Source organism: Pseudomonas cichorii, from assembly GCF_015471405.1.
GTDB lineage: Bacteria > Pseudomonadota > Gammaproteobacteria > Pseudomonadales > Pseudomonadaceae > Aquipseudomonas > Aquipseudomonas serbiensis.
In genome coordinates, this window is record NZ_BLVZ01000006.1 from 300,408 (window position 1) to 326,692 (window position 26,285).

Here is a 26,285-nt window from a genome sequence, read left to right on the forward strand (position 1 = left end):
TATACAGTGAAAGCGTGTTGGCAATCGTCCTTTTTATTTTCGTCGCCGGACGGTCGCTACAGTCCGTCGCCTGGAGGCTCGATACGTGACTGTTCGGCCACAATATGAACGCCCGCGCTTGACAAGAGGCCCGGCTGATACGTATGTTTCAAACGTTCGTTTGTTAGGCAGAGAGCCATGGCCCAGTCGGAAACCGTTGAACGCATTCTTGATGCTGCCGAGCAATTGTTCGCAGAAAAAGGCTTTGCTGAAACCTCCTTGCGTCTGATTACCAGCAAGGCGTCGGTCAATCTGGCTGCAGTGAACTATCACTTCGGCTCCAAGAAGGCCTTGATCCAGGCTGTGTTCTCGCGTTTTCTGGGGCCGTTCTGCATCAGTCTCGAACGCGAGCTGGAGCGTCGCCAGGCCAGGCCCGAGCAAAAGCCAACCCTTGAAGAGCTGCTGGAAATGCTCGTCGAGCAGGCTCTGGTCGTTCAGCCGCGCAGCGGCAATGACCTGTCGATCTTCATGCGCCTGCTGGGGCTTGCGTTCAGCCAGAGCCAGGGCCATTTGCGTCGCTATCTTGAAGACATGTACGGCAAGGTGTTTCGCCGCTACATGACTCTGGTCAATGAAGCTGCCCCGCGTATTCCTCCTATCGAGCTGTTCTGGCGTGTGCATTTCATGCTGGGTGCCGCAGCCTTCAGCATGTCCGGTATCAAGGCCTTGCGCGCCATTGCCGAGACCGATTTCGGCGTCAACACCTCCATCGAGCAGGTCATGCGCCTGATGGTGCCGTTCCTGGCGGCCGGCATGCGTGCGGAAACCGGCGTGACGGATGCCGCAATGATCGCTGCGCAGCTCAAGCCGCGCACCAAAAGCTCTTCAAGCGCCCCCGCAACTGCCAAGGCCTGACGATTCCTGGATGCGCTCGCATTGCGCGAGGCTCCAGGATCAAGCACCATGCCCGGATTGATTGGCAATGGTGTGTTAAGGGTTTTTCTATGAGTTCTGGCCTGCAAGGCTCCCTGATGGTCGATGTCGCCGGTACCTGGTTGACCGCCGAAGACCGTCAGTTTCTGCGTCAGCCCGAAGTGGGCGGTTTGATTATCTTTGCCCGTAACATCGAGCATCCACGTCAGGTACGCGAGTTGAGCGCGGCGATTCGCGCGGTTCGCCCTGATTTGCTGCTGGCGGTGGATCAGGAAGGTGGCAGGGTGCAACGCCTGCGACAAGGCTTCGTGCGTTTGCCTGCAATGCGCGCCATTGCCGATAAACCCGATGCCGAGTTGCTGGCTGAGCACTGTGGCTGGCTGATGGCGACAGAGGTACTGGCTGTCGGCCTGGACCTGAGTTTCGCGCCGGTACTGGACCTCGATTTCCAGCGCAGCGCGGTGGTCGGAACCCGTTCCTTCGAAGGCGATCCCGAGCGTGCGGCCTTGCTGGCCGGTGCCTTTATCCGTGGCATGCAGGCTGCCGGCATGGCGGCCACTGGCAAGCATTTCCCCGGGCATGGCTGGGCGGAAGCCGATTCCCATGTGGCAATCCCCAATGATGAGCGCAGCCTGGACGAAATCCGCAGCAAGGACCTCGTGCCTTTTGCGCGCCTGAGCAAGCAACTGGCCGCTGTGATGCCTGCCCATGTCATCTACCCGCAGGTCGATTCGCAGCCTGCCGGGTTCTCCCGTCGCTGGTTGCAGGAGATCCTGCGCGGCGAACTGCAATTTGACGGTGTTATCTTCAGTGACGACCTGTCCATGGCGGGTGCTCATGTGGTGGGCGATGCGGCCAGTCGCATCGAGGCCGCTCTGACGGCCGGTTGTGACATGGGGCTGGTCTGTAATGACCGGGCTGCTGCCGAGCTGGCCTTGAGTGCGGCACAACGCCTGAAGGTCAAGCCTTCTGCGCGCATTGCCCGCATGCGGGGTCAGGCACATGCCTCGACTGATTATCGCCAGCACCCGCGTTGGCTGACGGCGCTTCAAGCGCTGCGCAATGCACAATTGATCGATTAAGGATTTGCAATGACGGTTTACGCGATTATCGGTGGTACAGGCCTGACCCAGCTTGAAGGGCTGAACATTCGCCAGTCCTTGCCCATGAATACGCCTTATGGTGCGCCGTCCGGCGAAATCCAGATCGGGGATTATGCCGGTCGCGAAGTGATGTTTCTGGCCCGCCACGGTCATCCTCATCGTCTGCCGCCGCATCAGGTCAATTACCGCGCCAATATCTGGGCCTTGAAGCAGGCTGGTGCGCAGGCGATCCTGGCAGTGAACGCCGTGGGCGGTATCCATCCGGCCATGGGTACCGGCCATTTCTGCGTGCCCCATGATCTGGTGGATTACACCAGTGGTCGTCAGCACACCTTCTTTGCCGACGATCTGGAGCAGGTCACCCATATCGACTTCAGCTACCCCTACAGCGAAGCGCTGCGTGCCCGGCTGATTGCCGCTCTGGCGGCAGAGGGTTGCGAGTTCAGTGATCGTGGTGTGTATGCCTGCACCCAGGGGCCGCGTCTGGAGACGGTGGCCGAGATCGTTCGCCTTGAGCGTGACGGATGCGACATCGTCGGCATGACCGGGATGCCCGAAGCAGCGCTGGCTCGCGAGCTGGAGCTGGATTACGCCTGTCTGGCGCTGGTGGTCAATCCGGCGGCGGGCAAGTCCACGGCAATCATCACCATGGCCGAGATCGAGCAGGCGCTGCGTGATGGCATGGGCAAAGTGAAAGCGACCCTGGCGCGGGTGCTTTCGGCGCAGTAGCGTACATATCACTTGTGGGAGGGGCCTTGGCCGCGACGACCAGCTTACAGGCAACACATTTTCAGCGTTGATGATGAAGCTGTCGCGGCCAAGGCCCCTCCCACGAGTTTTGAGCCACCTGGCCTCTTATTTCCTGCCTTTCTTCGGCGCAGCCGGCAGCGGCGCGAACAGCGCCTGCAGGTCTTCGTCCCGTAGCTTCCAGTCACCCGCCGAGCGCCCATCCAGAACGCCTGCCGCCAGTGCCGATTTCTCTTGCTGCAAGCGCTGGATCTTCTCTTCCACGGTGCCACGGGCAATCATCTTGTAGACGAATACCGGCTTGTCCTGACCGATGCGATAAGCGCGGTCGGTGGCCTGATTTTCGGCTGCCGGGTTCCACCACGGATCATAGTGAATCACGGTGTCGGCAGCGGTCAGGTTCAAGCCGGTGCCTCCTGCTTTCAGGCTGATCAGGAATACCGGCAGCTTGCCGTTCTGGAAGTCGTGGATCGGTGTGCGGCGGTCGCGGGTCGAGCCCGTGAGCAGGGCGTAGGGAATGCCGCGCTGTTCAAGCTCTTGCTCGATCAGGGTCAGCATCGAAGTGAACTGCGAGAACAGCAGGATCTTGCGACCCTCGGCCAGCAGTTCCTCGAACATCTCCATCAGGCTTTGCAGCTTGGCCGAGCTGCCTTGTTTGGCGTTGACCGGCATGTCGTCGTTGACCAGTCGCAGGTCGCAGCAGACCTGACGCAGCTTGAGCAGGGCTTCAAGAATGATGATCTGGCTGCGGGCCACGCCCTTGCGGGTGATCTCGTCGCGAACCTTCTTGTCCATGGCCAGGCGCACGGTCTCGTAGACGTCGCGTTGCGCGTCATTGAGTTCGACCCAGTGAATGATCTCGGTCTTGGGGGGCAGTTCGGTCGCGACCTGTTCCTTGGTGCGGCGCAGCAGGAACGGTTTGATGCGGGCGTTGAGGTGGTGCAGCCGATCCACATTGCCGTGTTTCTCGATGGCCGTTCGGTAGTTGCTGTTGAATTCCTTGCTGCTGCCCAGCCAGCCGGGCATCAGGAAGTGGAACAGCGACCACAGCTCGCCCAGGTGGTTTTCCAGCGGCGTGCCACTCAGGCAAAGGCGCTGGCGGGCATTGAGGTTGCGGGCTGCCTGGGCTGCCTTGCTGTTGGGGTTCTTGATGTATTGCGCTTCATCGAGAATCAGCACGTGTAGCGGCAGTTTCTCCAGCAGTTCAAGATCTCGTGGCAGCAGGGCGTAGGTGGTCAGGATCAGGTCGTAGTCCTGGAGGTTGCTGGCTTCCTGATGACGATTGGCGCCATACAGGGCCAGGACCTTGAGTTGCGGTGTGAAGTTTTCGGCTTCGTCCAGCCAGTTGGGGATCAGGCTGGTGGGCATGACGGCCAGGGCAGGGCGATCCAGGCGCCCGGCCTGCTTCTCCATCAACAGATGCGTCAGGGTTTGCAGGGTCTTGCCCAGGCCCATGTCATCGGCCAGAACACCGCCGACTTCCAGCTCGCGCAAGGACTGCATCCAGCTCAGGCCTTCCAGTTGGTAAGGGCGTAGCGTGGCGTTCAGGCCTTCGGGCAGGCTGACCGGCGCATCCTTGATATTCACCAGTCGTTCGGCGAACTGTCGCAGCCGGTCGCCGCCTTGCCAGACCAGCGGCATATCATCGAGTTCGGTCAGGCGCGCAGCATCGGCCCGGCTCATGCGCAGGGTGTTGCTGTCTTCCTCGCGCCAGTAGAAATCACCGAGGGTTGCCAGCACTGGCTTGAGGCGGCCATAGGGCAGTGCAACCTGCACCGGCCCGCCGCCACTCTGGGTGAAGTGGTTGAGCTGGACCAGCAATTGCTCTTCATCGCCGCGCTTGGCAACGGCCGAAGGGCTCATCAGTTCCGGGTGGCTGCGCAGCAGGTTGATCAGAATCGGCAGCAGGCTCAGGCGCTCGCCGTTGACGATGATGCCCAGTTCCAGATCGAACCAGTCGCGTTCGGTTTCTTCATCGATGACCGCATACCAGTCATCCGCGGGAGTGACATCAAAGCCGAAGTCATCGCGTATCTCGATTTCCCAGCCTTGCTCGCGCAGCCTTGGCAGATCGTCCAGCACAAAATGCAGCCACGCCTTGTCGGTGGGCAGTTCATACATGTCGCCGGCGCTGTCGGGCAGGGCCTTGCTTTGCCGGGTGGCGACCTTGAAACCGATGTCGTTCAGTTGCTGGCGATATTGCCGCTCCTGCTCGCCCTGGCGGCGTATGCGCAGGGTTTCGGTTTCGGTGTGCTCGATGATGTCGCTCTTCTGGTTGACCAGATCGCTGCCCAGGGAGCTGACCAGAATGCTGACGTTGGTCGTGCCAACGGCATAGTGCTTGCCATAGGCGAAGGCCAGCGCTGCCCGATGCTGGATATGACGCTGCATGCGCCCGTTGCGCGGTTCATAGGCGCTGAACTCGACACTGGCCAGAATCAGGCGTGGTACGGGTTTCATATCGTCGATCAGGCGTTCGGGCAGAGTGGCCTTGGGCTCGACGACCTCTGGAGTATGCGAGGCCATGGCGGCTGCAATGGCAGGCTTGTTTGCCGGGTCCTGCAGGAAGTGCATGGCTGCTACGCAGTGCTTGCAGTCATTGTGTACAGGGCAGGTGCATTTGCAGACCAGGAAATTCTTGTAGCGATCCGGGTCCTTGAACAGCAGGGTCTGGGTGTAGAGCTCGAACCCTGAGCCCCGGCAGGTGGTACGAATGATCTGCGGGCTGGACTCTTCGAGTGCGATGCGTTTTTGCAGGGCGTAGCTGTACCCCCGCTCAAGAGTCTGGGGTTTGAATAGCTGTGTCCATGCAGAGGCAAGGACTTTTTCGAGAATGGACGACACAGTTTTAAAAAGCCCTACGCCGTAGCGATGCTCAAAAGAAAGGGAGCGCAGTCGCGCTCCTGAATGCTCAAAGGGGAGAAACTTTTATCAGCAGGGCCAGATTGCTGTTATCCAGATAGATCAGCTCGCCGTTCTTGACCCTGGCGCTCTGTTTCATGCGCTCACTGCTGATCAATATGCCATGGGGATCAAGCTGGTTGATCCAGAAGTCCGCAGAGATATCGGTAAAGCGTGCGATGGCCAGGCTGACGGTGCCCTCTATCGGGAAGTGGCCGAGCTGTTCCTGGCCGCTGGTAACGGCCATTTTGCTTTTTTCGGTGCCGATGCTCTGTTGCCAGGCCTTCTGCAGCAGCACTTGATAAGTGCCGCTGTCCTGAAGTTTTTTGGCCATATCGTTCAATGCAGGGCTGCGCTGGTTGCTGGAGTCGATCCGGCTGGCTCCGGCGCTCCAGTCTTCGGGGGCGAACTGCAATGTTGCGGCAGGCTCGCCGAGCTGGCGAAACAGGATCATTTCCACCTGATACAGGCTGTCGGCAAAGGCTGTCGGGGCGACAAGCGTCAGCAGCAGGATCAATGAACGAAACAGACGCATGGATGAATCCTTCAAGCAGTTTTCGGGGTCAGGCGCTCAAGCAGCGCTTCGATCGTATTGAAGCGCTCTTCGGGACGCTCCATGGGGACCATGAATTTGAAGAGTGTGGCACCTTCGAATTTGTAGCGGTTGGGCTGGCTCTGGATCAGTTTGATCAGTGTCAGCGGGTCAACCGGTGTATCGGCTGCGAATTCCAGACGTCCACCCTGAGGCCCGGCATCGATCTTGCGTATGCCCAGTTGCTCGGCATGCAGCTTGAGCAGCGTGATGCGTATCAGGCTCTTGGTGGGTTCGGGCAGCAGGCCGAAGCGGTCGATCATCTCCACTTGCAGATCCTTGAGACCATCCTCGTCGGCGGCATTGGCAATGCGCTTGTAGAGAATCAGCCGGGTATGCACGTCCGGCAGATAGGACTCTGGAATCAATGCCGGGACCCGCAGGTTGATTTCCGGACCGCCACCCAGAGGCTGGTCGAGGTTCGGCTGTTCGCCCTTGCGGATCGACTTGACGGCGCGTTCGAGCATTTCCATGTACAGCGTGAAACCGACGGCCTGGATCTGGCCGCTCTGGCCGTCGCCCAGCAGTTCGCCGGCACCACGGATTTCCAGGTCGTTGGTGGCCAGTACAAAGCCTGCGCCCAGGTCCTGGGTGTTGGCGATGGCTTCCAGGCGCTTTTCCGCATCCGGCGTGATCTGCTTGCGTGGCGGTGTCAGCAGGTAGGCGTAGGCCTGGTGGTGGCTGCGCCCGACCCGGCCGCGCAACTGGTGCAACTGAGCCAGACCGAACTTGTCGGCGCGCTCGATGATGATGGTATTGGCGCTTGGCACGTCGATGCCGGTCTCGATGATGGTCGAGGCGATCAGTACGTTGAAGCGCTTGTGATAGAAGTCGCTCATCACCTGTTCGAGTTCGCGTTCGCGCATCTGGCCGTGGCCGATACCGATGCGTGCCTCGGGGACCAGTTCAGCCAGGTCGGCGGCGCATTTTTCGATGGTCTTGACGTCGTTGTGCAGGTAATAGACCTGACCGCCGCGCAGCAACTCGCGCAACAGCGCTTCCTTGATGGTCGGCTTGTTCTGCTCCATGACGAAAGTGCGCACCGAAAGCCTGCGGGCAGGTGGTGTGGCGATGATCGACAGGTCGCGCATGCCCGACACCGCCATGTTCAAGGTCCGCGGGATCGGTGTTGCGGTCAGGGTCAGGATGTCGACCTCACTGCGCAGGGCCTTGAGCTGTTCCTTCTGACGAACTCCGAAACGGTGCTCTTCGTCAATGATCACCAGCCCCAGATTCTTGATTTTCACATCGTCCTGCAACAGCTTGTGGGTGCCGATGACGATGTCGATCTTGCCTTCGGCCAGATCGGCCACGGCAGCGCTCACTTCCTTGGCGGACTTGAAACGGCTCATGACCTCGACCCGGACCGGCCAGTCTGCAAAGCGGTCACGGAAGCTGTTGTAGTGTTGCTGGGCGAGCAGGGTGGTAGGCACCAGAATTGCTACCTGACGTCCGCCGTGTACGGCAATGAACGCGGCGCGCATCGCCACTTCGGTCTTGCCGAAACCCACATCGCCACAGACCAGCCGGTCCATGGGCTTGGGCGCCAGCATGTCGGCGCGTACGGCTTCGATGGTGGTTTGCTGGTCCGGCGTTTCCTCGAACGGGAGCCCGGCGCTGAAGGTGGCGTAATCGGCCTTCGGGTCCTGGAAGGCATAGCCTTCGCGGGCGGCCCGGCGTGCGTAGATATCCAGCAGTTCGGCGGCAACGTCGCGTACTTGTTCGGCGGCCTTGCGCTTGGCTTTCTGCCAGGTTTCCGAGCCCAGGCGGTGCAGCGGCGCGTTGTCGTCGTCGCTGCCGGTGTAGCGGGCAATCAGGTGCAGGTTGGCGACCGGAACGTAAAGCTTGGCGTCTTCGGCATAGGCCAGCATCAGGAACTCGGCAACCTGGTTTTCGACTTCCAGCGTCGCCAGACCAAGGTAGCGACCAACGCCGTGATCGATATGCACCACCGGCGCGCCTTCGCGCAACTCGGTCAGGTTCTTGATCACTGCATCGTTGTTGCCGCCGTCGTTGCGCTTTTCGCGACGTCGACGCTGCATGACCCGTTGCCCGAACAAAGGGCTTTCAGCGACCAGTGCCAGTGCCGGCTGCTCAAGCAGCAGGCCTTCGTCCAGAGGTGCAATGGTGATTGCCAGCCGGTCCTTGCCGTTGACGAAGTCCAGCCAGTTATCGACAGTCCTGGGCCTTAGTTTCAGGCGGTCCAGCAGCTCCAGCAGCACCTCGCGGCGTCCTGCGGATTCGGCAGTGAACAGTACGCGGCCGGGGAACTCGTCGAGAAAGGTCGACAGCGCGGCAAGCGGCTGGCTGGCCTTGGCTTCGATGGCCAGATCCGGCAGGCCCTGGGCCGGGAAGCGTTCGCGACCGACGCCGGGCTCGACATCCTGCTGGCTGGCAACGACTCGCGGCCAGCTTTTGAGGCGTGAAAAACAGTCTTCCACCGGCAGGAACAGCTCGGCAGGCGGCAGCAGCGGGCGATCCGGGTCGATGCGGCGCTCTTCATAGCGGTTGCGCACATCGTTCCAGAAATTCTCGGCGGCCTGTTCGATGCCGGGTAGCGAGAACACTTGTGTGTCCTGAGGCAGGTAATCGAACAGGGTCGACGTTTCTTCGAAGAACAGCGGAATGTAGTACTCGATACCGGCTGGCGTGATACCGCTGCTCAGGTCCTGGAAGATCGTGCTGCGCCGGAAGTCCACATCGAAGCGCTCGCGGAAGCGGGCCTTGAAGCGCGTGACTTCTTCTTTCTGTAGCGGAAATTCGCGGGCCGGCAGCAGGCGTACCGAATCGACCTTGTCTATGGAGCGCTGGGTGTCCGGGTCGAAGGTGCGCAGGGTTTCGATTTCGTCGTCGAACAGGTCGATTCGGTACGGCACCTTGCTGCCCATCGGGAACAGATCGATCAGCGCACCGCGCACCGTGAACTCGCCATGCTCATACACCGTGTCGACGTAGCGATAACCGCTGGCTTCCAGGCGCGTGCGCATGGCCTCGACATCAAGCTTCTGACCGACATCCAGCACCAGGCTGCTGCCCAGCAGGAAGCGGGTCGGTGCCAGTCGATGTAGGGCCGTGGTGATAGGGACTACCAATACACCATGATCCAGTTCCGGCAGGCTATAGAGGCTGGAGATGCGCTGGGAAATGATGTCCTGGTGCGGCGAGAACAGATCGTAGGGCAGGGTTTCCCAGTCCGGAAAGTGCAGGACCGGCAGCGTCGGAGCGAAGAACCTCAGCTCCTGTTCCAGCCGCTCGGCGCTCTGGCTGTCGGCGGTCAGAAGCAGGGTGAAGCGCTTGGCGGCGCTGGCGGCCTCGGCAATAGCCAGGCTCAGTGCGGCACCGGGAAGGTTGCCCCAGTGTTGTTTGCCTGCGGCGGCAGGAAGAAGCGGTAGACGCAGAACGGGCACGGAAGGTCGGACTCCAGGCGTTGCGACAGGGGCGGCGATTGTACCGGGGGAAGGTGGTGGCTGTCAGTTTTCAGCTCAGCTTGAAGCATAAAAAGCCTGGCCCGGCAATTTCCTGCGTGTATGGGGAACAAATGTAGTGCGCATCGATCTGACAACGGCGCATTGCTCATAAACAAAGGCGGCGGCATAATGTAGCCCCTTTTTTCAGCCCCTACATGTGGAAGGTTCCCGTGACTCAGAAGCCCGACCAGTGTCTTGGTGAATGGATCGATCGTGAAGCGCTCGCCGAGGCGATGATTCCGCTTATCGGCCAGCTCTACCGCAATAACAATGTGGTGAGTTCGATCTATGGCCGCAGCCTGATCAACCGTTCAGTCATCGCGATTCTCAAAGCTCACCGCTTTGCGCGTCATCGCCAGTCCGACGCACTTGAGTTGTCCGTGCACGAGACTTTCCCGCTCGTCAAGGCGATGAGCGAGCTTGAGCTGGGCGCCGCTTCGGTGGACCTGGGCAAGCTGGCCGTGAAATTCAAGGCCGAAGGCAATGGCCGTTCCGCCGAGCAGTTCGTGCGTGAAGAGCTGGCCAGTGTGGTTGGCAAGAAAAACGCCACTCCGACCAAAGGCACCGACGTCGTGCTTTACGGTTTCGGCCGTATCGGTCGTCTGCTGGCCCGTATCCTGATCGAGAAGACCGGTGGCGGCGAAGGCCTGCGCCTGCGCGCCATCGTTGTCCGCAAAGGCGCGGAAAACGATCTGGTCAAGCGTGCCAGCCTGCTGCGTCGTGACTCGGTACATGGTCCGTTCGACGGCACCATCACCATCGACGAAGCCAACAGCACCCTGACTGCCAACGGCAACCTGATCCAGATCATCTACGCCAAGAACCCTGCCGAGGTGGACTACACCCAGTACGGTATCAAGGACGCTCTGCTGGTGGACAACACCGGTGTATGGCGCGATGCCGACGGCCTGGGCCAGCATCTGGCCTGCCCTGGCATCGACCGCGTCGTTCTGACTGCACCAGGCAAAGGCAAGCTGAAGAACATCGTGCACGGTATCAACCACGGTGAAATCACTGCCGACGACAAGATCGTGTCCGCTGCGTCCTGCACCACCAACGCCATCGTGCCGGTGCTCAAGGCCGTCAACGACAAGTTCGGTATCGTCAACGGTCACGTTGAAACGGTTCACTCGTACACCAACGACCAGAACCTGATCGACAACTTCCACAAGGGCGATCGTCGTGGCCGTAGCGCTGCGCTGAACATGGTCATCACCGAAACCGGTGCTGCCACTGCTGCTGCCAAGGCCCTGCCTGAACTGGCTGGCAAGCTGACCGGCAACGCTATCCGCGTACCGACGCCGAACGTTTCCATGGCCATTCTCAACCTCAACCTTGAGAAAGCCACCAGCCGCGAAGAAATGAACGAGTACCTGCGTCACATGGCGCTGCACTCGGATCTGCACAAGCAGATCGATTTCGTCAACTCGCAGGAAGTGGTTTCCACCGACTTCGTCGGCTCACGCCACGCCGGTGTTGTGGATGGCGAAGCAACCATCGTCAACGATAACCGCGTTGTTCTGTACGTCTGGTACGACAACGAATTCGGTTACAGCTGCCAGGTTGTCCGCGTCATGGAAGATATTGCCGGCGTCAACCCGCCAGCGTTTCCACAGTAATGATGTAATTGCCCGGTTCTGCCGGGCAGTTCCTCTAACGGGCCGAATCCTGTATCTACAGGTTTCGGCCCGTTTTGTTTATGGAGAGTCGCTTGATGAGCGGTGGTTCGACGATGGAACGTTCGCAGAAACAGCTCAAAAGCAGTTTCTTCCTGTTGTTTCTGACGATTTTTATCCCTTTTGGCCTGGGCCATTTCGTTTCGTACATGTTCCGTACGGTCAATGCGGTGATCTATGTCGACCTGCAAGCTGACCTGAGCTTGCCAGCGAGTAGCCTGGGATTGTTGACGGGGGCTTATTTCCTGACTTTCGCGGCGGCTCAGATTCCGTTGGGGGTCATGCTCGATCGTTACGGCCCTCGCAGTGTGCAGGCTCCGATGCTGCTGTTCGCGGTGCTGGGCTCGATCATCTTCAGCGTCTCCAGTACCGAGGCTGGCCTGCTGATTGGCCGTGGTCTGATCGGTCTGGGTGTGGCGGGGTCGCTGATGAGCGCCATCAAGGCCTGCGCCATCTGGTTGCCACCTGAGCGTCTGCCCTTGAGTACGGCTTGCCTGCTGTCGATTGGCGGGCTAGGGGCCATGGCTTCCACGACGCCCTTGCATGTGTTGCTCAACTGGTTCACCTGGCGTGAAGCATTTCTGATTCTGGCGTTGCTGACTTTTTGTGTCGCCGTGATCATTCACCTCAGCGTTCCCCGCACTTACGAAGCCAAGAGCGCACGTTACTCCGACATGTTCGCTGCCGTGGGCAAGCTCTATTCGTCATGGACCTTCTGGCGCCTGGCTCTGTACTCGGTATTCGCCCATGCCATTTACATGTCGGTGCTGTCGTTGTGGATGGGACCATGGTTGCGTGATATGGCCGGTCTGAGTGATTCGGGCATGGCCAGTGTGTTGCTGTTCGGCACTGTTGCCATGGTTGCCGGTTCTCTGGCGTTTGGCACGATCACTGACTATCTGCGCCGTTTCGGGGTGCAGCCGATCATGGTCTGTGGTGCCGGGATGGTGATCTTTATTGTCTTCCAGATGCTCATGGCCAGCGGCTTGCCGGTTTCGCCGTACCTGATTGCCATGGGTTTCAGCTTCTTTGGCACGTCCACCACCATGAACTACGCCATCGTTGCCCAGTCGGTTTCACCCGAGTTGGCGGGGCGCGTGAGCTCGTCCTTCAACCTGGTGGTGTTCGTACTCGCGTTTTTCCTGCAATGGCTGATGGGGATCGTGCTGAATCTATGGCTGGTGGCCGAGGGCGCAGCGCATCCGATCGAGGCGTATCAGTGGTCACTGGGCCTCATGATTGCCTTGCAACTGCCGGGTGTCTTGTTGTGGCTGAGTTTCAAGCCGTGGAAGTTGAAGGCCTGAAAATGAAATGCCCCGGCACAGGGTCGGGGCATTTCTCTATTGCTTGAAGCTATGTTGTGTGAGGCATTGGATCAGGCAGTGGTCGCAGCGCCCGGGGCTTGCAGTTTATGTCCGCCTTTGCGGAACAACACCAGCGTTGCAACCAGACCCAGGATGGCGGCGCCGGTCAGCCAGATACCTGGCGCGGCCTTGTTATCCAGCACATGGATCAGGTAGGTGCATGCCGCTGGCGTGAAACCACCGAAAGTCGCGGTCGCCAGGCTGTAGGCCAGGGAGAAACCGGTGGTGCGAACGTCTACAGGCATTATTTCGGTCAGGGCCACAACCATGGCGCCGTTGTACGAGCCATACAAGAACGAGAACCACAGCTCGACCATCAGCAGGTTACCGAAGCTCGGGTGAGCGACCAGCCACGACAGGGCAGGGTAGGCCGTGGCGATGGCCAGCACGGTTGCCGCGATCAGCAGAGGCTTGCGGCCGATGCGGTCGGAAAACGAACCCATGATCGGCAGCCAGATAAAGTTGGATACACCCACACAAACGGTCACCAGCAGGCTGTCGATGTCCGAGAGGTGCAATTCGTTCTTGCCGAAGGTCGGCGTATAGGCCGTGATCAGATAGAACGAAACAGTGGTCATGACAACCAGCGCCATACCACCCAGCACCAGCCCGAAGTTCTGGCTGATGGAGCGCATGACTTCGCTCAGGTTCGGACGATGTGTGCGAGCTTCGAACTCCGGCGACTCTTCCAGCGAACGGCGAATGATGAAGATGGCCGGCACGATCAGGCAGCCCACCAGGAACGGCACGCGCCAGCCCCATTCACCCATCTGATCCGGGCTGAGCCAGTGGTTGAGGCCAACACCCAGCAGGCCGGCGAAAACCACGGCTGCCTGTTGGCTTGCGGACTGCCAGCTGACGAAGAAACCCTTGCGGCCCGGCGTGGAAATTTCCGCCAGATACACCGAAACGCCACCCAGCTCAACGCCAGCGGAGAAACCCTGCAACAGGCGGCCCAGCAGAACCAGCAGGGGCGCGGCAACGCCCAGCGTTGCGTAACCCGGTACGCAGGCGATCAACACTGTGCCAAGCGCCATCAGCGCCAGGGTGATGATCAGCCCTTTGCGACGACCGTGACGGTCAATGTAGGCACCCAGGAAAATCGCACCCAGCGGACGCATCAGGAAGCCGGCACCGAAAGTGGCCAGCGAAAGCATCAGGGACGCGAATGCGCTGTCGGCAGGGAAGAAGGTTTTGGCAATGGCCGTGGCGTAAAAGCCGTAGACCATGAAGTCGAACATTTCAAGAAAGTTACCGCTGACAACGCGAAAAATCGCCTTGCCCTTGCCTGTGTTTGAGGCCATTGGAAATACTCACTTAGGCTGTCTAGCTAGGGGGAAATCGTTGTATTTATGTCCTGCTTTGCAGCGGCGAAGGCTCAAGCCTGCGCACGAAGCATAATTGTAACCATATGTGTAAATTAGTCCGAAAACAACTTTATGTCACGTGACAGCCGTTTTTCAGAGGGCGTTGGGCCATGGCTGCATGCGGTATTTGTTTATGTCCGGGGGAGGGGGCATATGGCTTTAGCTCATTGAAATAGCGCCCAGGCTTTTAGCTTGAAGGGCAGCCATTCAAACAAGTGAGCTGGATTTCATATGACTATTGCATTCGATGTTGCAGAACAATTTGCCGCGCGTCCCACCTTGCGCGGGGTCGCTGCTACCACCTTGCACCAGGAACTGCGCGAGCTATACCCGACACTGCATATCGACCCGCGGGTTGCTGTCGTTTCCCGTGTTTCAACCGCCGCAGACGCTTCATTGCCTGCGTCGGGCGAGGCGAAAACACTCCTCGATTGTCTGCTGGAGCATTTCGCTGCCCAGTCCAGCGTGAAGTGGACCAACGAGCAAAATACCCTGATGGGTGCTTCAGGCGCATTGCCTGTGGACATGCCCGGTCTTGGCGCGCTGGTGAATCGACTGGCGCTCGGGTTGTTCGAGAACGTGAAACAGGCACTGGTCAATTACTGGAGCGAATGCAGCGGTGAGCATGTCGATTGCAACAGTCGCTGGGACTGGCTTGCGAGGCTGATCAGGCAGGCATTACTCGATGGCCTGGGCGCAATGCCTTCGCGTCCGCAGGCGTCGGGCGTTCGGGAGTGGCTGCGAGATATCGCCCTGTTTCCAGAAAAGGCCGAGCGCGAACGCTTGGCCGTACAAAAGCCGTTGCCACGCGCCTGTATTGTTCGTCTGCGAATCAAAGGCGTTGATAGCGGGTCAGTGATACTCCCGGCTCTGGTCGTTTTCGGCATTCGCGAAGGCCATGAGCAGGTTCTGATGTATCAATTGTCAGGCCTTTGCCAGAGCTGGTCGTCGTTGAGTGCCTGGGAGCGAAGCCTGGGGCATCTGCTTGCCGATCAGGGTAATGAAGCAGAGGTGCAGTGGGCGGCTCATGAACCTGAAGATGATATTTTCAGCGTTCTGGCGATGGCGCTTCTGGAAAACCAGTTGATGGGGGTGCAAGGGCTCGCGAGTGAGCCGGCCTATGATCTTGATCGTCTGGAGCATGCTCTGGCGGCACTGACCGACGTTTGCGCACTCTTCGATGGGGATGATCTGACATCCGGTCAGCCCTCCGTACTGGGCATCGAGCGTTTGCCTCTATGGATGAAAAACGCGCAGGAGGCGGACCGCAACCAGTACAGTCGCCTGATGAGTGCTCTGGCAGTGACGCAGAAGCGCTCTCGTGGGAAGTCATTCAATGACGGGCTGCCACCGATTCTTGAGTTCGCATCCCGATCCCTGGCCATTGCCATCGCTCAGGATCACCTTGACGGAGTGGACTTTCTGCCCCATCAGATTCAGATACGAATCGACAAGGTTACCGCTGCAACGGTGTCAGGAGGAGGTCAGCCCTTTGCAACGGGAAGCGTTGAGCCGGTGCTCATGACATTTCCCGAGTTTGCCCTGGAGAATCTCTCCGGCCTGCCCGCAGGAGAAATCACGGTCCATCGCACGGATGGAAAAACACTGCCGCACTGGATGACGGCGGATTATCTGAAAGCACTCACCGTGCGCGTTGATATTGGCCAGGTCTATCCGGATCTGCTCAAGCGCTACCTGGTGACAGACACCGCCGAGGCGCAACGGCGTCAGAGACTGTTTGCCGATCAATTGCGTCTACAACTGCCTTTGCAGGCACTGGAGCAGAAGATCAAGGGCGAACTGAGCCTGAAGGGCTATCGATCTGTCTGCGCGATCATGCAAACGGTCGTGGCCGAGCGGCGCGTGGGCATTCAGCCAATAGTCCTGCGGCCACTGGCTTTCGTTCGTCAGCCGGGGCACCGGGCCGATGCCGTAGGCAATATGTTCGTGATCGGACCGCTGGACACGGCTTTCGGGCCGCATGTGCTCTATCGGCCCTTTGCCCGTAAGTCACTGATCGAGTTTGCCAGTTGGTCGGCGCTGCTTGCGGCGGTCAGGCAACCCGGCGCATTGCAGAACGACATACTGGTCTGGCTGAGCGACAGTGCCCGCCCCGTGTATGCCAATGGCGGTTTTGAGGAACCGCATGTCACCCGTTTTGGCCTGGGCTCGGATTTCGCGCCGCTGGAAAAGCCTCAGCCAGCTGTGCTGGGGAGTGATGTACTCAAGGGAGACATCATGTCTGGCCTGTTCAGTGCCAATGCCCGGGCGTTGATCGAACTGGCCGACCGCAATGCCGTTTCCAATGCCGAAAGTCGCTGGGCGCTGTTCAAGGAAGGCGGCTGGCTGTTGCTCAATACCGTGTTGCCTCTGTTCAGCGGACCTGTTGCCAATGCCTTGTGGCTCGCGCAATTGCTGTCCGGAATCAACCAGCAGCTTGCCAGCCCCGTCTCTGCGGACGAAGGGAACTCGGCACAGCTTGCCGGGCTGCTGCTCGATATCTCACTGGTCTTGCTCCATTCCGGGATTTCCTCTCATAACCTTGCATCCGTGAACATGCTTGCAGGCCATCGGATGCTGGCAGAGCCGGTTGAGGCCGATTTGGTGGTCGTTCAGGCCCCTCTGGTTGCCGACCGTCTGCTGGAGGAACCCCGGACGGTGCTCGACTTTTCCTGGTCGCAACCCGGCAGCCGGCTCAGCGGGGCGCAACGTCTGGAACTGGAAAAATTCAAGATCTGGCCTGCAACGGTTACCGGCAAGCCGCTTGCTTCCGGGCCCTATGCCGGTCTCTATGACTTCAATGGGCTCTGGTTGGCCAGGGTCGGTAGCGACCTGTTCCGGGTCATGGTCGAAGGCGATGAAGTCCGGGTCGTGCGGCCCGATGACCCCGCGATGGCGGGGCCGTGGCTCAGGCATGATGGCCAAGGCTGGCACCTGGATTTGTCACTGCACCTACGGGGTGGCGCGCCGAAGAAAAACATTCGCAAGCTTGCCCGGGAGAACGCAGAAAACCTGACCCGTATCAATCAGAGCCTCGCAGAGCTTGATCGCCGCGAGACGGATCTGGTGAACAGGATCATGGGTTACAACACGCACTTGAATACGGCCACCGGTGAGGTGCGACAGCTTTTTCTCGACCGCCTCGAAGAGGTGATGGGCGAAGAAGTCGAGTTGTTGAAGCAGCGGATGAGCCTTTGGGAGCAATTGAGAGTCGGAGATCGACCGCCTGAGCGGCATATGGCACAGGATATCGCGCGGGTCACGATCTACCTGGAGTTTCTGGAAGGCCGGCTGGCGGCTGAAAACGGCGTTGTGGCCAACACCGAACTCGCGAAAATGGCCAGGCCCGGAGGTATCGTTTCGGATCAGGACGTCGAGATCTACCTGAACATGTTCAAGTCGCTGCTGAGCCGGCAGGAAAAAGGCATGCGCTGGTCGCAGATCCGTGAAGCGTTCTGGGAGCGGTTGCGCGCAGTGCCTAAAGTTGGCGAAGAGTTCTGGCGCAAGCAGGTCACGACGTTGTATGAGGGAAAATTGTTCTCCGGCCTGGAGTGGCGAATCCAGCACATGATGTCGTTCCTGGAGCTGTGTTTCAGTAGAGAGCACATTGCCGATAATGAGGAGTTTCGTCCTTTCAAGGCATTGCGTACCGACATGGATCTGAATGGTGCGTTCGCTTCCCATGCCGAGCTTGAAAGGCCCAACGACTATTCACTGAGCGAGCGGATTGACGTTCTGGAAAGTGTCTTGCGCGAGTACCAGAAAGCCAGGGGCATCGCTGACGATGTCGATGCCGCGCAGTTTACGGGTGTTCAAGTCCAGTACCTGGAGAACTTCAAGGCCGAGTTGAATGCGCTGTGCGAGACGACCCAGGCCCAGCTTGCGAAGTTGATCCAGGAAAATATCGAGCCTTCGCCTGCGCTGGTCGAGTATGTGCCACGGGTCGAGCAGCTCTACAAAAAAGTCATCAGGACGCGCAATCATCGCTCCTTTGTCGGGCATGTCCGTCAGGGTGAAAGGAGTTTTCCCGGCGAAGTTGCCGATATCAAGAATGCGCAGACGGGCCAGGTCATCAGCTCGTGGCACCGGCATGCCGATGGCCAATGGGTGGAAATTCAAACCGTAACCCCCAAGAAACCGACGCCCACTGCACGGCCGACGTCGGCAGGTGAGCTGCAAAGGCGTGCCCGGACACTTCTGCTGGAGGTAGAACCGGCGCTCGAAAAGGCTCGTCAGCAATCGATACGTGGGTACGAGCCTGAAGACATCGAAGATATCCTTGTCTTGAAGGCGGGCAAGTTGACGGCGCTTGCCGAGCAAATGACCGATAGCGCAGGGATATCTGAAAACCTGCCTCAGCAATTGAGCGCAAGCGCGGCACAGTTGCGCGATGCCGCCACCCGCTTGACTGCCGAGGGGCGCAGCCTGCGTATCTCGATGATCAAGGCTCAGCCACCGACAGCCGCTCGGATCAGCTATCTGCACCGCCAGGGCGAAATAAACATTTCATCTTTCGAAGGCAGGAAAAACATGTCGGGCGCCAGGCTTGATGACTTCCTGCAAGAGTATGCGATTCGTGACAAGGACAACCGCTTGCTATGGTGGGCGCATTTTCACTACAGAAACGAAACCGATGCTGCTCAGGCATTCACGGCGGCTCATCTGAAACTGCCCGAGCAGCGCCTGTTGGGCTACAAATCGCTGATCAAAGCCTCTGGAGGAGCAAAGGACGTGGTCAATATCTATCGCAGCGCCATCGGCAAGGAGATCGCCCAGCGTCTGTTTCTGGTGCTGGCTCCATGAGCCTGTTGCTGCGCATGCTTGGGCTTTCACTGTTTGCGGGGTTCATGACTGGCTGTGATTCAGGCTCTGTCTTGCAGAGCTTTGGTGGGCCGACGATGGGCAGCGGTTATTCGGTCAGCTATGTGCGTCACGCTGGTCAGCCGGATGTGGGTGTGGTTCGGCCTGAAGTCGAAGCGATACTGGCCGAGGTCGATCAACAGATGTCCACCTGGCGCAGCGACTCGGATATCGAACGCTTCAATGTCCAGCCGGCCAATCACTGTCAGCTTATGCCGCCTGCGGTGCTGGAACTGATTCGTGTCGGTGAGCATCTGTCCCGTGAAACGAACGGGGGCTTTGATCTGACAGTCCTGCCCCTGATGAACCTTTGGGGCTTCGGCCCCCAGTCCAGGGCTGAACAGGTGCCGACACCCCGTCAATTGGCCCGGACTCTGGAGCGCGTGGGCTATCGACACCTGAGCGTCGATGACCGGCGTCTGTGCAAGGATGCTGCCGTGGAAGTGGATCTGAGCAGCATGGCTGCCGGCCATACGGTGGATCGTATCGCCGCCCGGCTGGATGAGCTGGGCGTACATGACTATCTGGTGCAGGTCACCGGCGAGTTGAAGACCAAAGGGCGCAAGCCCGACGGTTCGGCGTGGCGGGTTGCCCTTGAAGCGCCTCGCGACGATCAACGGATCGCGCAGAAAATCTTTGCCCTGGACGGTTGTGGCGTCTCGACCTCCGGGGACTATCGGCACTACTTCGAGCGTGAGGGACGGCGCTATTCCCATACCCTCAATGCCCTGACCGGTGCGCCCATCGATCATGATCTGGCATCGGTGACGGTGATTCATCCTTCGGCGCTCATGGCCGATGGCTTGTCTACGCTGTTACTGATTCTGGGGCCGGAGCGGGGGTGGGATTACGCACAGCAGCATCAAATCGCTGCTTTTTTTGTGATTCGCGCCGATAAGCGTTTTATCATTCGCAGCAACCCGGCGTTCGATCAGCTGTGTACCGTGCAATCGCAATGAATTCATGATTGAAAGTGAGGGATTGCGATGAGGCCGAGCAGACAAAAGTGGCCTTCAACGCGACCAAGGGGTAATGTTCGCCCCCTTAGTGCAGCGCTAGACTGCGCCAGTGATTTAGCCAGAGATGCCAGAGTGGCGCCTCGGTATGTTCTAAAGGAGTACGCATGGCTGTCTACAACTACGACGTAGTGGTACTGGGTTCCGGCCCAGCCGGAGAAGGCGCGGCAATGAATGCCGCCAAGGCGGGGCGCAAGGTTGCGATGGTCGACAGCCGTCGGCAAGTCGGTGGTAACTGCACTCACCTGGGCACAATTCCTTCCAAGGCATTGCGTCATGCTGTCAAACAGATCATCCACTTCAACACCAACCCGATGTTCCGGGCCATTGGCGAGCCGCGCTGGTTTTCGTTTCCGGATGTACTGAAAAACGCTGAAATCGTCATCTCCAAGCAAGTGGCCTCGCGTACTGGCTACTATGCGCGCAACCGTGTCGATGTGTTCTTCGGCACCGGCAGCTTCTCCGATGAGAACAGCATCGATGTAGTGTGCGCCAACGGCGTCGTCGAAAAGCTGGTGGCCAATCAGGTCATCGTCGCGACCGGTTCGCGTCCTTATCGTCCTGCCGATATCGATTTCAGCCACAAGCGTATCTATGACAGCGACACCATCCTCAGCCTGGGCCATACCCCGCGCAAGCTGATCATCTATGGTGCCGGCGTGATCGGCTGCGAATACGCCTCGATCTTCAGTGGTCTGGGGGTACTGGTCGAACTGGTGGATAACCGCGATCAGTTGCTGAGCTTCCTGGATTCGGAAATTTCCCAGGCGCTGAGTTATCACTTCAGCAACAACAACGTGATGGTTCGCCATAACGAAGAGTACGAGAAGGTCGAGGGTCTGGATAACGGTGTGATCCTGCACCTCAAGTCCGGCAAGAAGATCAAGGCCGACGCCTTGCTCTGGTGCAACGGCCGTACGGGCAACACCGACAAGCTGGGGCTGGAAAACATTGGCCTCAAGGCCAACGGCCGCGGCCAGATCGAAGTCGACGAAAACTATCGCACCAGCGTTCCCAATATCTACGGTGCAGGCGATGTCATCGGCTGGCCGAGCCTTGCCAGTGCTGCCTATGACCAGGGGCGTTCGGCGGCGGGCAGCCTGGTGGACAACGGCAGCTGGCGTTATGTCAACGACGTGCCGACCGGGATCTACACGATCCCCGAGATCAGCTCGATCGGCAAGAACGAGCATGAGCTGACCCAGGCCAAGGTGCCTTACGAAGTCGGCAAGGCGTTCTTCAAGGGCATGGCCCGTGCGCAGATTTCCGGTGAGCGGGTCGGCATGCTGAAGATCCTGTTCCACCGCGAAACCCTGGAAGTCCTGGGCGTGCATTGCTTTGGTGACCAGGCTTCGGAGATTGTGCACATCGGTCAGGCGATCATGAACCAGGAAGGCGCTGCGAATACGATCAAGTATTTCGTCAACACCACCTTCAACTACCCGACCATGGCAGAAGCCTATCGGGTAGCAGCCTACGATGGTCTGAACCGGCTTTTTTAAGCGGCTCCGGCCGGTGGCCTGAGCCGGCCGGGGAGACCGATTTCAGCGATTCTCGAGGGTGGCGCTGGCCAAACCGGGAAAGTCTGTAATCAGGCTGTCTACGCCGAAGTCGGCGAGCCTGCGCATCAGCGCAGGTTCGTTGACGGTCCATACCGACACATGCAAACCCTGACGCTGGGCCTTCTCCAAGCGTTCCGGGGTACACAGCGTCCAGTTCAATGCCAGAATCTCGCAGCCATAGCTCTGGGCGACCTTCAACGGGTCGAGCCAGGCATATTCGGCGACAAGCCCGCGGCTGATGTCCGGCGTCAGCTCCACTGCGGCGCGCAGTACTTCCCGAGAGCTTGAGGTGATGGTCACTTTATCCAGCAAGCCATGGCGCTGAACCAGTTCACGAATCGCCAGCACTGTGTTGGCGGCGCGGGTGCGTGAAGCGCTTTTGACTTCTAGCTGCCAGTGCTCGAAGTCGCATTTCTCGAACAGTTCTTCCAGATGCGGGATAGGGCAGGGCGTGACCCAGCCAGGACCGCCCTTGCGGGCGTCGTAGGTCACAAGGTCGGCGGCCAGATGTTCGTTGACCTTGCCGCGTCGGTCTGTGGTGCGTTTCAGGGTCGGGTCGTGGATGACCATCAGTTCCCCGTCGCGAGACAAGTGCAGGTCCAGCTCACAACGGCGTACGCCGTGCTTGAGGCATTCCTGAAAGCTGGTCAGGGTGTTTTCCGGTGCTTCGCCCTTGGCGCCGCGGTGGCCGTAGATAAGGGTCACATTTACTCCTGGCCTCAAAGGCGCCAATTACATTGAATGTGCTATTTGCAGCATGAACATGCTCAGGTCTTGGGTGGAACGCTTTGTTCCAGTGCCTGGCGACGTTGTTGGGCCTGGCGTTGCAGGATATGGCGTGCGAGCAACTGGCGCTGGGCGTCGGGCAGGTCCATGAACTTGGTGCCTGTCTCGTATTCGCCGTTTTCCAGAGTGTTACAGTGAATGACAGTGGCATTCATCATCAGGCCCGCAGCCTGGGGCATCAACACCATCTTGATCGACAGCTCTTCGCCAGGGGTATAACGCTGGCTGGAGGTGAAACGCAGGCCGCCTTCGGAGATATTCACCGGTTGCGGTGCGCCAAGCCTGCCCAGTGCCGTATGCGCTACAACCCGGCCCAGCAGGTCGATACGCTTGTTCAGCGATTTGAGAAAACTGTTGAGCACCCGGTCACGCTCGTCGAGCTGACGCAGCAGATGCTGTGATTCGAACTCGTTCACATGCAGTTCGCTGAGCAGATCGAACAGGGCCGAAGTCTCGCGTATGGCTTCCTGGCTCGCCTGGTCTGCCTGTGACAGAGGGTTAATTTCCAGTGCGACGCTGTCTTCGATACGGTAGTATTCGCGGCGTTCTTCTTCATCTAATGTCGACATGGCGAACCCATGGTAGCTGCTGTGGTCAGAGAGTTTCGAGTGTAAAGCTGCACATCAAGGCCCGCCACACGGACGTCCCCATTCCTGCGAACAATTCCCTAAATGTTCAGACCTCTTTTTGTATTTATCGGCACGCGCTACACCCGTGCAAAACGACGTAATCATTTTGTTTCCTTCATTTCCCTGACGTCCATCATCGGCCTCGCGCTTGGCGTAGTGGTGATGATAGTCGTGTTATCGGTCATGAACGGCTTCGATCACGAAATGCGTACCCGCGTGCTGGGCATGGTGCCTCACGCCACCATCGAATCGGGTGAGCCGATCGGCAACTGGCAAGGCCTGGCTGCCAGGGTCCAGGAAAACCCGCAGGTGCTGGCGGTTGCGCCATTCACCCAGATGCAGGGTTTGCTGACCAATGACGGCAAGGTCCAGAAAGTGCTGCTCAACGGTATTGACCCGGCTCAGGAGCGCAAGGTTTCGATCATCGACAACTTTGTGAAACAGGGGAAGCTCGACAGTCTGGCACCCGGCAGTTTCGGCATTGTGATCGGCGACAAGGCGGCGACCAAACTGGGTGTCGGCATCGGTGACAAGCTGACCTTCGTGGCCCCGGAAGTCACGGTCACGCCTGCCGGCATGTTCCCGCGCATGAAGCGTTTTGAAGTGGTCGGCATCTTCCATGTCGGCGCCGGAGAGCTGGACGGCTACCTGGGTCTGACCAACCTTGAGGATCTGGGGCGTCTGCATCGCTGGAAGCCTGAGCAGGTCCAGGGCTTGCGCCTGAAGTTCGATGACCTGTTTGCCGCGCCGCGCACTTCCTGGGAAATCGCCCAGAAGCTGGGCGAGAACAATTTCTACTCCCGTGACTGGACCCGCACCCACGGCAACCTGTATCAGGCGATCCGTATGGAAAAAGCCATGATCGGCCTGCTGTTGCTGCTGATCGTTGCGGTGGCGGCGTTCAACATCATTTCCACGCTGGTCATGGTGGTCAACGACAAGAAAGGCGATATCGCCATCCTGCGCACATTGGGCGCCACGCCACGGCAGATCATGGCCATCTTCATGGTGCAGGGTTCTGTAATCGGCGTGGTCGGTACCTTGATCGGCGCGGCGGTGGGCATTCTGGCGGCGCTCAATGTCAGTTCGGCGATCTCGGCGCTTGAAGGCCTGATCGGCCACAAGTTTCTCAACGCCGACGTGTACTTCATCGATTACCTGCCTTCGCAACTGATGGCCCAGGATGTGTTCCAGGTCTGCGGTGCCGCGTTGGCCCTGAGTTTCCTCGCCACCCTGTATCCAGCCTGGCGTGCGGCGCGCACCCAGCCTGCGGAGGCGTTACGTTATGAGTGAGTCGGGCATGTTAGATAAAGCTGTATTGAGTTGCCGAAACCTGGGTAAGTCCTACGAGGAAGGTCCTGAGTCTGTTGTGGTGCTGTCCGGCCTGCAGCTTGAGCTGCATCCGGGTGAGCGTGTGGCGATTGTCGGCAGCTCGGGCTCGGGGAAAAGTACCTTGCTCAACCTGCTTGGTGGCCTGGACACGCCTACCGAGGGCAGCGTCTGGCTGGCCGGGGAAGAGCTGTCGGCACTTAATGAAAAGGCCCGCGGCCTGTTACGTAACCGGGCTCTGGGTTTCGTCTACCAGTTCCACCACCTGTTACCCGAGTTCACCGCGCTGGAGAACGTGTGCATGCCGTTGTTGATTGGCAGCACACCGATTCCCGAAGCCCGTCAGCGAGCTACGGCACTCTTGGAGCGCGTAGGCCTGGGGCATCGGCTGGCGCACAAGCCATCGGAGTTGTCCGGTGGTGAGCGTCAGCGTGTGGCGATTGCCCGTGCGCTGGTCAACCAGCCAGGGCTTGTGATGCTCGATGAGCCGACCGGCAACCTCGACCATCACACGGCTCAGGGTATTCAGGACCTGATGCGCGAACTGAGCACTTCGTCGCGTACGGCGTTTCTGGTGGTGACCCACGACATGAACCTGGCCCGGCAGATGGATCGTGTCCTGCGCCTGGAAGACGGTCGTCTCGTCGCTGGCTGATTCACCCGCCCCGACGCAAGTCATCGCGTCGGGGCCTTCACTTTTTTCTACGGTGCTCCGCGAATGTTCAGACCGTTATCCATCTTCATCGGCGCGCGCTATACCCGCGCAAAACGCCGTAAAAGCTTTATCTCGTTCATCTCGATGACCTCGATGATCGGTCTGGCGCTGGGCGTGCTGGCAATGATCGTGGTGCTGTCGGTCATGAACGGTTTCCAGCGTGAAATGAGTTCACGGATTCTCGGCATGGTGCCCCATGCGATGATCGCTGGCGTCAAGCCGGTGGACGACTGGAAGCCACTGGCCGACGCGGCCCTGAGGAACCCTGAAGTCACGGCAGCCGTGCCGCTCACCGAGATGGAAGGCATGCTGTCCTACAAGGGCTCCATGCAGCCGATCCAGGTCAGCGGTATCGACCCTGCGCTTGAGCATCAGGTTTCCATCGTCACCAAACACATTACTCGCGGCAACCTGCAGGACCTGAAACCCGGCGAGTTCGGCGTAGTGCTGGGCGATATCACCGCTCGCCGCTTTCGCTTGAGCGTGGGCGACAAGCTGACCCTGATCGTGCCTGAAGTCAGCAGCGCGCCGGGCGGCATCACTCCGCGCCTGCAGCGCCTGACCGTGGTGGGCGTGTTCAAGGTCGGGGCCGAGCTGGATGGCTCCATGGCGCTGATCAACATTGCCGACGCCGCCCAGATGCAACGCTGGCAGCCCGGTCAGGTGCAGGGCGTGCGTCTGGCGTTGAAGGATCTGTACAAGGCGCCGCAGGTTTCAACCGCCATCGCCTCGGGCCTGGGCGCCGATTATCGTGCCGATGACTGGACCCACACCCAGGGCAGCCTGTTCAGTGCCATGAAAATGGAAAAGACCATGATCGGCCTGTTGCTGCTGATGATCGTTGCCGTAGCGGCGTTCAATATCATCGCGACCCTGATCATGGTGGTGAACGACAAGGGTGCGGATATCGCAATCCTGCGCACCATTGGCGCTACACCACGGCAGATCATGGCGATCTTCATGGTTCAGGGCACGGTGATCGGTATCGTCGGCACCCTGATCGGCGGCGTGCTGGGTGTGATTGCCGCGCTGAACGTCAGCAGTCTGGTGGGCTGGTTCGAGCGGGTCAGCGGCCAGCACGTCTTCAGCTCCGATGTGTATTTCATCAGCAACCTGCCTTCGGAGTTGCAGGGCGGCGATGTGATGCTGATCTGCAGTGCCGGATTCATCCTGAGTTTCCTGGCCACCATCTACCCGGCCTGGCGTGCTGCACAGGTGCAGCCAGCGCATGCGCTACGCTACGAATAATCAATCCCCGT

General features: G+C 59.3%; 17 protein-coding genes. 11 read left to right on the forward strand and 6 right to left on the reverse strand.

From position 1 onward, the window contains the following. Positions 1 to 177: 177 nt before the first annotated feature. From psrA to JL015_RS11470, 3 genes are all read left to right on the forward strand, one after another. Positions 178 to 894 (forward strand): transcriptional regulator PsrA, encoded by a 717-nt coding sequence (gene psrA / locus JL015_RS11460; protein ID WP_201002735.1) that lies wholly within the window; start codon positions 178 to 180, stop codon positions 892 to 894. A 101-nt stretch (positions 895 to 995) separates the two neighbouring features. Then, on the forward strand, positions 996 to 1,994 hold the full coding sequence (gene nagZ / locus JL015_RS11465) for a beta-N-acetylhexosaminidase (protein WP_201002893.1): 999 nt from the start codon (positions 996 to 998) through the stop codon (positions 1,992 to 1,994). A gap of 9 nt (positions 1,995 to 2,003) precedes the next feature. Continuing rightward, the gene (locus JL015_RS11470) at positions 2,004 to 2,744 is read left to right on the forward strand and encodes an S-methyl-5'-thioinosine phosphorylase (protein WP_201002733.1); all 741 of its coding nucleotides are present in this window, start codon (positions 2,004 to 2,006) and stop codon (positions 2,742 to 2,744) included. Between the two features lie 126 nt (positions 2,745 to 2,870). Here the strand turns inward: JL015_RS11470 and JL015_RS11475 are convergent, their stop codons facing one another. From JL015_RS11475 to mfd, 3 genes are all read right to left on the reverse strand, one after another. Further along, positions 2,871 to 5,606, reverse strand: coding sequence for a DEAD/DEAH box helicase (locus JL015_RS11475; RefSeq protein ID WP_201018566.1), 2,736 nt, complete (start codon positions 5,604 to 5,606; stop codon positions 2,871 to 2,873). A 67-nt stretch (positions 5,607 to 5,673) separates the two neighbouring features. Then, positions 5,674 to 6,198, reverse strand: coding sequence for a CsiV family protein (locus JL015_RS11480; RefSeq protein WP_201018567.1), 525 nt, complete (start codon positions 6,196 to 6,198; stop codon positions 5,674 to 5,676). Between the two features lie 11 nt (positions 6,199 to 6,209). Continuing rightward, the gene (gene mfd, locus JL015_RS11485) at positions 6,210 to 9,662 is read right to left on the reverse strand and encodes a transcription-repair coupling factor (RefSeq protein ID WP_201018568.1); all 3,453 of its coding nucleotides are present in this window, start codon (positions 9,660 to 9,662) and stop codon (positions 6,210 to 6,212) included. A 215-nt stretch (positions 9,663 to 9,877) separates the two neighbouring features. Between mfd and JL015_RS11490 the strand changes: the two genes are divergently transcribed. Further along, positions 9,878 to 11,341: a glyceraldehyde-3-phosphate dehydrogenase gene (locus JL015_RS11490; RefSeq protein ID WP_201018569.1), complete on the forward strand. Its 1,464-nt coding sequence runs from the start codon at positions 9,878 to 9,880 to the stop codon at positions 11,339 to 11,341. A 95-nt stretch (positions 11,342 to 11,436) separates the two neighbouring features. Beyond that, complete coding sequence (locus JL015_RS11495) at positions 11,437 to 12,702, forward strand: MFS transporter (protein ID WP_201018570.1); 1,266 nt, start codon at positions 11,437 to 11,439, stop codon at positions 12,700 to 12,702. Between the two features lie 71 nt (positions 12,703 to 12,773). Here JL015_RS11495 and JL015_RS11500 read toward each other — a convergent pair whose 3' ends face one another. Then, on the reverse strand, positions 12,774 to 14,066 hold the full coding sequence (locus JL015_RS11500) for an MFS transporter (protein ID WP_201002705.1): 1,293 nt from the start codon (positions 14,064 to 14,066) through the stop codon (positions 12,774 to 12,776). Between the two features lie 294 nt (positions 14,067 to 14,360). On the opposite strand from JL015_RS11500, the gene JL015_RS11505 reads away from it, so the two are divergent. From JL015_RS11505 to sthA, 3 genes are all read left to right on the forward strand, one after another. Next, positions 14,361 to 18,932: a dermonecrotic toxin domain-containing protein gene (locus JL015_RS11505; RefSeq protein ID WP_201018571.1), complete on the forward strand. Its 4,572-nt coding sequence runs from the start codon at positions 14,361 to 14,363 to the stop codon at positions 18,930 to 18,932. Next, complete coding sequence (locus tag JL015_RS11510; protein ID WP_201018572.1) at positions 18,929 to 19,948, forward strand: FAD:protein FMN transferase; 1,020 nt, start codon at positions 18,929 to 18,931, stop codon at positions 19,946 to 19,948. The genes JL015_RS11505 and JL015_RS11510 overlap by 4 nt, the downstream gene beginning before the upstream one ends. Positions 19,949 to 20,112: 164 nt before the next feature. Beyond that, on the forward strand, positions 20,113 to 21,507 hold the full coding sequence (gene sthA / locus JL015_RS11515) for a Si-specific NAD(P)(+) transhydrogenase (protein ID WP_201002699.1): 1,395 nt from the start codon (positions 20,113 to 20,115) through the stop codon (positions 21,505 to 21,507). A 42-nt stretch (positions 21,508 to 21,549) separates the two neighbouring features. Here sthA and JL015_RS11520 read toward each other — a convergent pair whose 3' ends face one another. Together JL015_RS11520 and JL015_RS11525 are read right to left on the reverse strand one after the other, a co-directional pair. Beyond that, positions 21,550 to 22,272, reverse strand: a complete 723-nt coding sequence (locus JL015_RS11520) for a glycerophosphodiester phosphodiesterase (RefSeq protein WP_201018573.1) — start codon at positions 22,270 to 22,272, stop codon at positions 21,550 to 21,552. A 62-nt stretch (positions 22,273 to 22,334) separates the two neighbouring features. Then, a complete protein-coding gene (locus JL015_RS11525) occupies positions 22,335 to 22,922 on the reverse strand; it encodes a PilZ domain-containing protein (RefSeq protein WP_201002695.1) in 588 nt (195 codons plus the stop codon). Between the two features lie 102 nt (positions 22,923 to 23,024). Between JL015_RS11525 and JL015_RS11530 the strand changes: the two genes are divergently transcribed. From JL015_RS11530 to JL015_RS11540, 3 genes are all read left to right on the forward strand, one after another. Next, positions 23,025 to 24,275 carry a lipoprotein-releasing ABC transporter permease subunit gene (locus JL015_RS11530; protein ID WP_201002693.1) on the forward strand — a complete coding sequence of 417 codons (1,251 nt, stop codon included), beginning with the start codon at positions 23,025 to 23,027 and terminating at the stop codon, positions 24,273 to 24,275. A 7-nt stretch (positions 24,276 to 24,282) separates the two neighbouring features. Continuing rightward, the gene (gene lolD / locus JL015_RS11535; protein WP_201018574.1) at positions 24,283 to 24,966 is read left to right on the forward strand and encodes a lipoprotein-releasing ABC transporter ATP-binding protein LolD; all 684 of its coding nucleotides are present in this window, start codon (positions 24,283 to 24,285) and stop codon (positions 24,964 to 24,966) included. Between the two features lie 63 nt (positions 24,967 to 25,029). Continuing rightward, a complete protein-coding gene (locus tag JL015_RS11540; RefSeq protein WP_201018575.1) occupies positions 25,030 to 26,274 on the forward strand; it encodes a lipoprotein-releasing ABC transporter permease subunit in 1,245 nt (414 codons plus the stop codon). Positions 26,275 to 26,285: the final 11 nt, after the last annotated feature.

Coding starts and splice junctions, on each gene's coding strand:
- lolD (WP_201018574.1), top strand. CDS start 24,283: ATGTTAGATAAAGCTGTATTGAGTTGCCGAAACCTGGGTAAGTCCTAC.
- JL015_RS11480 (WP_201018567.1), bottom strand. CDS start 6,198: ATGCGTCTGTTTCGTTCATTGATCCTGCTGCTGACGCTTGTCGCCCCG.
- JL015_RS11530 (WP_201002693.1), top strand. CDS start 23,025: ATGTTCAGACCTCTTTTTGTATTTATCGGCACGCGCTACACCCGTGCA.
- JL015_RS11470 (WP_201002733.1), top strand. CDS start 2,004: ATGACGGTTTACGCGATTATCGGTGGTACAGGCCTGACCCAGCTTGAA.
- JL015_RS11525 (WP_201002695.1), bottom strand. CDS start 22,922: ATGTCGACATTAGATGAAGAAGAACGCCGCGAATACTACCGTATCGAA.
- JL015_RS11510 (WP_201018572.1), top strand. CDS start 18,929: ATGAGCCTGTTGCTGCGCATGCTTGGGCTTTCACTGTTTGCGGGGTTC.
- JL015_RS11505 (WP_201018571.1), top strand. CDS start 14,361: ATGACTATTGCATTCGATGTTGCAGAACAATTTGCCGCGCGTCCCACC.
- JL015_RS11500 (WP_201002705.1), bottom strand. CDS start 14,066: ATGGCCTCAAACACAGGCAAGGGCAAGGCGATTTTTCGCGTTGTCAGC.
- sthA (WP_201002699.1), top strand. CDS start 20,113: ATGGCTGTCTACAACTACGACGTAGTGGTACTGGGTTCCGGCCCAGCC.
- JL015_RS11495 (WP_201018570.1), top strand. CDS start 11,437: ATGAGCGGTGGTTCGACGATGGAACGTTCGCAGAAACAGCTCAAAAGC.
- psrA (WP_201002735.1), top strand. CDS start 178: ATGGCCCAGTCGGAAACCGTTGAACGCATTCTTGATGCTGCCGAGCAA.
- JL015_RS11490 (WP_201018569.1), top strand. CDS start 9,878: ATGTGGAAGGTTCCCGTGACTCAGAAGCCCGACCAGTGTCTTGGTGAA.
- JL015_RS11540 (WP_201018575.1), top strand. CDS start 25,030: ATGTTCAGACCGTTATCCATCTTCATCGGCGCGCGCTATACCCGCGCA.